Origin of the sequence: Marinobacterium weihaiense, assembly GCF_019061305.1 — a bacterium.
GTDB classification, from domain to species: domain Bacteria; phylum Pseudomonadota; class Gammaproteobacteria; order Pseudomonadales; family Balneatricaceae; genus Marinobacterium; species Marinobacterium weihaiense.
In genome coordinates this window covers 24,961-31,180 of record NZ_JAHQZT010000029.1, presented here as the reverse complement: position 1 = coordinate 31,180, position 6,220 = coordinate 24,961, and the positions used below count along the sequence as shown (strand labels likewise).

5 protein-coding genes and 1 tRNA gene are annotated in these 6,220 nt (G+C 58.2%); 4 read left to right on the top strand and 2 right to left on the bottom strand.

All coding sequences use genetic code 11. The features are described from left to right. A tRNA-Gly gene (locus KTN04_RS14845) sits at positions 1-76 on the top strand. A 281-nt stretch (positions 77-357) separates the two neighbouring features. Here KTN04_RS14845 and KTN04_RS14840 read toward each other — a convergent pair. After that, complete coding sequence (locus KTN04_RS14840) at positions 358-2,160, bottom strand: putative bifunctional diguanylate cyclase/phosphodiesterase (RefSeq protein ID WP_217336018.1); 1,803 nt, start codon at positions 2,158-2,160, stop codon at positions 358-360. A gap of 102 nt (positions 2,161-2,262) precedes the next feature. Here KTN04_RS14840 and KTN04_RS14835 point away from each other — a divergent pair, with 102 nt between their 5' ends. From KTN04_RS14835 to KTN04_RS14825, 3 genes are read left to right on the top strand one after another with little or no spacing between them, the layout of a single operon-like run. Beyond that, a complete protein-coding gene (locus tag KTN04_RS14835) occupies positions 2,263-3,162 on the top strand; it encodes a LysR family transcriptional regulator (protein ID WP_217336017.1) in 900 nt (299 codons plus the stop codon). 29 nt (positions 3,163-3,191) lie between these two features. Continuing rightward, positions 3,192-3,347 (top strand): oxidoreductase-like domain-containing protein, encoded by a 156-nt coding sequence (locus KTN04_RS14830; protein WP_254262590.1) that lies wholly within the window; start codon positions 3,192-3,194, stop codon positions 3,345-3,347. Positions 3,348-3,349: 2 nt separating this feature from the next. Further along, a complete protein-coding gene (locus KTN04_RS14825) occupies positions 3,350-4,234 on the top strand; it encodes a UTP--glucose-1-phosphate uridylyltransferase (protein WP_217336016.1) in 885 nt (294 codons plus the stop codon). A gap of 16 nt (positions 4,235-4,250) precedes the next feature. Here the strand turns inward: KTN04_RS14825 and KTN04_RS14820 are convergent, their stop codons facing one another. Beyond that, a complete protein-coding gene (locus KTN04_RS14820; RefSeq protein ID WP_254262589.1) occupies positions 4,251-6,215 on the bottom strand; it encodes a polysaccharide biosynthesis protein in 1,965 nt (654 codons plus the stop codon). Positions 6,216-6,220 lie beyond the last annotated feature (5 nt).

Genomic DNA, 6,220 nt, shown 5'->3' with positions numbered 1-6,220 from the left:
GCGGGAATAGCTCAGTTGGTAGAGCACGACCTTGCCAAGGTCGGGGTCGCGAGTTCGAGTCTCGTTTCCCGCTCCAAATTTACTATCAGTAAAACTCCGTTTCATTGTCTTATCTTAAGCAACCCGACCCTTTATGTCGGACTCGCGATTGATTCGATATTTCGAATCATTCAAGTATCGTTCTTGTTCCATTTCTTTTGTCGAAGATCTTCGACTTCTGTATACGAATATTTATTCTTCTGCGTCTGAACGAAATTTCGTTCTTTATTCTCCCGTACCTGACCCTTCGTATATGACCTTTGTACACACATCACGGTGTGGCAACGGGGTGACTGCCACGTGATCCGTTACCTTTCGCTACGGTTGCCGTGCGGGCTTGTCCATGCCCTGAAGTTGGGCTGTGATCACATCAGCGCTTTTGGGTCGACTGATGAAATATCCCTGCGCCATGGTGGCACCGGACTGACGCAGCATCTCATGCTGTTCGGGAAGCTCTACACCTTCGGCAATGACCTCCATCCGCAAGCCCTTGGCCATCCAAATAATGGCCTGACACAACATGGCGGCATCCATGTCGGTGTGGATATCATTGATGAACTGACGATCGATCTTCAGCACATCCATCGGGAAACGCTTCAGGTACCCCAACGCGGAAAAGCCGGTCCCAAAGTCATCAATTGACCAGCGCACCCCCAGCGCGCGCAGACTATCGATAACTTCAATCACCTGCTCCTCAACCTCTTCATCCAGAAATATGGACTCGGTTACTTCCAGTTCGAGCGTGCCCGGCTGGATACCTTCACTGTCAATCACCTCTCTCACAAGGGCGACAAACCCCGGCTGCAACAGTTGACGCGGCGATATATTGATCGCCATGGCCAGGCTGCGACCACTCATCAACTGCCACTGTGCCAGCTGGTTGACCGCCTTGCGCAACACCCACTCCCCGAGCTCAACGATCTGCCCACTCTCTTCAGCATGGGCGATGAAATGATCCGGTGGAATGCATTCGCCCCCCTGCTTGTACCAGCGTACCAGTGCTTCCAGGCCACGGATTTCACCGGTACTCATCTCTTCAATGGGTTGATAGCTGAGCTCAAACTCATCGGCGGCCAAAGCGCCCAGCATCGCCTGCTCGATGGCCAGTGCTTCACGTGCACGCCGGTTCATTTCGGCACGATAGAAACAGTAGCCAGCTTCCTTGCGCCTGCGCACTTGCTGCATGGCCGCATCTGCATGCCCCAAAAGTACACCGGCCAGAGCCCCATCCGTCGGCGAAAGTGCAACACCGATGCAGGTCTGTATGCGCACCCGACTTCTGGCCAGCTCCACGGGCTGCTCCAGCTGGGCCAGCAAGCAGCGGCACAGGTTCTCTACCGCCTGCAGGCGTCGCACATCCGGCATGATCGCCACAAACTCATCAGCCCCGACACGGCCCAGGCTTTCCGATGGCGACAGAGCTGCCTGCAGGCGTTCGGCGACCTCGATCAGCACACGATCACCGGCACGGTGGCCGTGAACCTCATTGATGCGCCGGAACTGTTGCAGATTCAAGAAAAGCACGGCCACCTGATGTTGCTGGGCCTGTGCCAGCTCCAGTGCCTGCTGCAAGCGGTCCAATGTCAGTTCCCGGTTGGGCAGCCCGGTGAGCGGGTCGTAGTTGCTCCGATTGAACAGCCGCGCCTCGTATTCCTTGCGCAGGGAGATGTCATGCTGAATGCTGAGATAACGCCCAGGCTGCCCATGTACACCCTGTAATACCGATACACTGGCCGCAACCCAATAGGGTTGCCCGTTCTTGCGCACGTTGAGCAGCTCGCCGTGCCAGACACCTTCATTCTGCAGCGCCCGCCAAAGCTCCCGATAGGTTTTGCGATGATTGCCGGCTTCACACTTCAGCATCCCGACAGGACGACCGATCACCTCGTCGGACGCATACCCCGTGATACGGGAGAAGGCGGGGTTGACGTAAGTGATAGCACCTTGCAGGTCGGTGATCAGAATGCAGACCGGTGCCTGCTCCAGAACAACAGCAAGCGGGTGTGTACCATGCTCTCCCCCGTGAGACATGTCCCTTTCCAGTATCGTCGTGACGGTGGTCTTGCTGGAAGGCTCTGTCAGTTCACCTCCCTGCTCGCTGAGAGCACTGAACTTTTCCATGGCGGTCAGGTATCCTTTTTCTTTTCAGGTTGCCACAAGCAGCGCCTTGATGGAATGAATCCAACCGAAATATCACTGCTAACCCTGGGGGTATTACATCCGATGCGTGTCACGCTTGAACAATGGCAAGCCTTGACGACGGTTGTGGATGCCGGTGGTTACGCCAGGGCGGCCGAGCAGCTGCAGAAAAGTCAGTCCGCCATCAGTTATTCGATCCAGAAACTGGAAACCAGTCTGGGCGTACGCGTTTTCAAGCTCTCCGGCCGACGGGCAACCCTGACCGAAGCGGGCGAGGCACTGTATCAGCATGCACAACGCCTGCTGGAGCAGGCCCTGCAGACCGAGCAGCTGGCACAACAGTTTGGCCAGGGCTACGAAGCACAGATCCGGGTTGCCATGGACACCCTGTTCCCGCGCAGTACCATGCTGGACTGCCTGGCACGGTATGCCGAGCACCGCCCCTTTACCCGCATTTCCCTGCGCGAGACCGTACTCAGCGGCAGCGACGAAGCCGTACTGGAACGTCAGGTCGACTTGTCGATCAGCGGCCGGGTACCACCCGGCTTCCTGGGTGAAAAGCTGATGGATGTCCGCTTTATCGCCTGCGCTCACCCGGATCACCCCTTGCATCAGCTGGAAAGAGCCCTGACCCTGGAAGACCTGCGCCATCACCGCCAACTGGTGGTCAGCGACTCGGGCAGTCGCAGCCTGAATGCCGGCTGGCTCGGCGCCGACCAGCGCTGGACCCTGAGCAGCCTGGACACGTCTATCCGCGCAGCCTGTGCAGGCATCGGCTATGCCTGGTACCCCGAAACACGCGTACGCAATCTGCTCGTCGAGGGCACTTTAAAACCCTTGCCACTGGGCAGCCGCAGCCAGCGCAGTGCAGAGCTGTACCTGATCCTCACCGATGGCGAGCTTGCACGGCCGGGCGTCCTTGAACTGGCGGACCTGATCATTGAGCAGGCACGTGGCCTCGCTCCCTCGCTAACGGTAGAATGATGGGGAAATCCTGCAACCCTGACAGAATCATGATGGAAAAACCGATTGCCCCTACAGACGGTGAATGCTGCGAAAGCGGCTGTGAGCCCTGTGTCTGGGATACGTATTACGAAGAGATGCGCCTGTGGCGTGAAGAGCAGAAAAAGCTCGCCGAAGCAGAAACCACTGACACGCCCGAGGAGTGAACATGCTGAACACCGTTGTAGTCCCTGTTGCCGGCCTGGGCACCCGTGTGTTGCCCGCCAGCAAGGCTATCCCCAAGGAGATGCTCGCGGTTGTCGACAAGCCCGTTATTCAACATGTGGTGGAAGAAGCGGCTGCAGCCGGCTTTACCCGCATCGTGCTGGTAACGCGCAGCGGCAAATCAGCCATTGAAGACCACTTTGACCGCCACGCCGAGCTGGAACAAGTACTGGCCGCCAAAGGCAAGACCGACCTGTTGACAGCCGTTCAGGGCGCTTTGCCGACGGGGGTCGAAATCATTTCCGTACGCCAGGATGAAGCCCGTGGCCTGGGCCATGCCGTGCTCTGCGCCGCGAGCCTGACCGGCCATGAAGATTTTGCCGTCATGCTGCCGGATATGCTGATCGACAACGCCGGGGGACAACCCGACATGCAACAGATGGCAGACGCCTACCGCAGTAGCGGCAAAGGTCAGGTGATGGTGGAAGCGGTTCCAGAGGAACAGGTTGAACGCTATGGCATCGTTGATTGTGGCGGTCAGCGCCCGACCAAGGGCCAGGGGGCTGCCATGCAGGATGTGGTGGAAAAACCCGCCCTCGCCCAGGCCCCTTCCAATCTGGCCATCGTCGGTCGCTATATTCTACCGGCACGCATCATGGAGCTGCTGCAAACCACGCCGCCGGGGGCCGGTAATGAAATTCAGCTGACCGATGCCATCAAGGCACTCCTGCACGAAGGCGGTGAACTGGATGCCTTTACCATGAACGGCGCCTTGTACGACTGTGGCAACAAGGCCGGCCTGCTGCAAGCCAACGTAGCCTTTGGACTCAAACACCCGGAGACAGCAACGGCACTCAAGGCATTTTTACAACAGCATCTTTCAGACTGACGCGACCGCACTCGTGTTAGTGCATCACCCGGGGGCCTGAACCACCAGGATCAGCCTCCCCCATTCCAGACTGCAGCCAATCCACATCGACGGCCGAAGGTGAAAACCCACTAACCGCCTCCTGCAACAATGCGCGCGCCATGGCGCTGTCATGCACTTCCAGCGCCATATGCATTTTATCCAGAATCGGATTCAGGACCTCGGCCGGCAGGTCCGTTTCATGCGCGCGCATGATTTTGGGGTGATCCGTACCGACCACATTGGTGCCGATCAGCAGCTCTTCATACAGTTTTTCCCCCGGGCGAAGTCCGGGAAATTCAATCGCAATATCCCCCTCGGGGTTCTGTTCACTCCGCACCTCATACCCCATCAGCTGAATCATGCGCCGCGCCAGGTCCACAATCTTGACTGGCTCACCCATGTCAAGCACGAATACATCCCCTCCATTGGCCATGGAGCCAGCCTGAATCACCAGGGAGGCCGCTTCGGGGATGGTCATAAAAAAGCGCGTGATGTCAGGGTGCGTTACTGTGACTGGCCCTCCCGCTTCGATCTGGCGTCGAAACAGCGGCACGACCGAGCCGGAGGAGCCCAACACGTTGCCAAAGCGAACCATGGAAAAAACCGTCCCGGAACCACGCCTGGCCAGCTCCTGCAATATGAGCTCTGCCAACCGCTTGGTGGCCCCCATAACATTGGTTGGGCGCACCGCCTTGTCCGTCGAGATCAAGACAAAGCGTTCAACTCCCAGCTCCAGCGCCGCCTCTGCCATGACCTGCGTCCCCAAGGCATTGTTGCGCACCCCCTCAAGCACATTGTGCTCCACCATGGGCACATGCTTGTATGCCGCCGCATGATAGATGGTCTGAACGCCAAAACGCGCGATGATACGCTTGACCCGCGTACAATCCAACACCGACCCCAGCATGGCATATACGGGCACATCCCCCCCCCGGTCCGCAGCCGTCTTCAACAGCTCCTGCTCAATGGAGTACAGGGCAAACTCACTGAGCTCATACAGCACCAGTGCCTTGGGCGAATTGAGCAGCACATGGCGACAGATTTCAGAGCCGATCGAACCTCCTGCCCCACTGACCATGACCACCTTGTTCTGGATACTGGAGGCGACCAGACGATCGACCGGCGGAACAGGCTCCCGTCCCAACAGATCCTCAGGGTCAACATCCCGCAAAGCTTCAAGCGACTCTCCAGACACCAGCTCCGGCATGGATGGAATGGTTTTGACATGCACGGCATGTTCTGCCAAGCGCTCCAGAATACGACGCCTCTCGGTACGGCTGATGGATGGCAATGCCAGAAGCACATGCGTCACGCCCTCGGATCGAATCAGCTCACTGGTACGCGACGGGTCATACACCGGCATGCCCGATACCGTGTTTTTCCACAACCCCCTGTCATCATCCAGAAAGCCGACGGGGACATACTCGGCCCCCCCATACAACGCGGCGGCCAGCTGAACACCGGCCCCCCCGGCCCCATAGATCAACACCGGCTCCTTGTTCATGTAATGACGAATCAGCCAGTGGTAGTAATTGCGTACCAGTAATCGACTACCGCCCACATACACCAGTGCCGCCAAGGCAAAGTTCACCGGCACGGCAGCCGGAAACGCTGGCAGCCCGAACAGGGCTGCGGCCCCCCACATCAGCACGGCCAGCACCACCACTCCCTTGAATACTGCCAGGATGGCTTGCGCTCCCATGAAACGCACGACAGCGCGATACAGGCCCAGCCGCATGAACACCAGCAGCCCGACAACCGGCGTGGCCACAAACAGCCACCAGGCCTCAGCCATCTTCCCGACCGGCCACCAGTCAGAAAAACGCAGCGCGAATGCCGACCAAATGGCAATGGGCAAAACAATGAAATCAGCCAGCACCATCAGGGCTTTTTTGTAGGTGCGGCCTAACGTCATGATCCAGTAATGGACTGATCGCGAGGATACGTCAGTCAGCTTCATACACA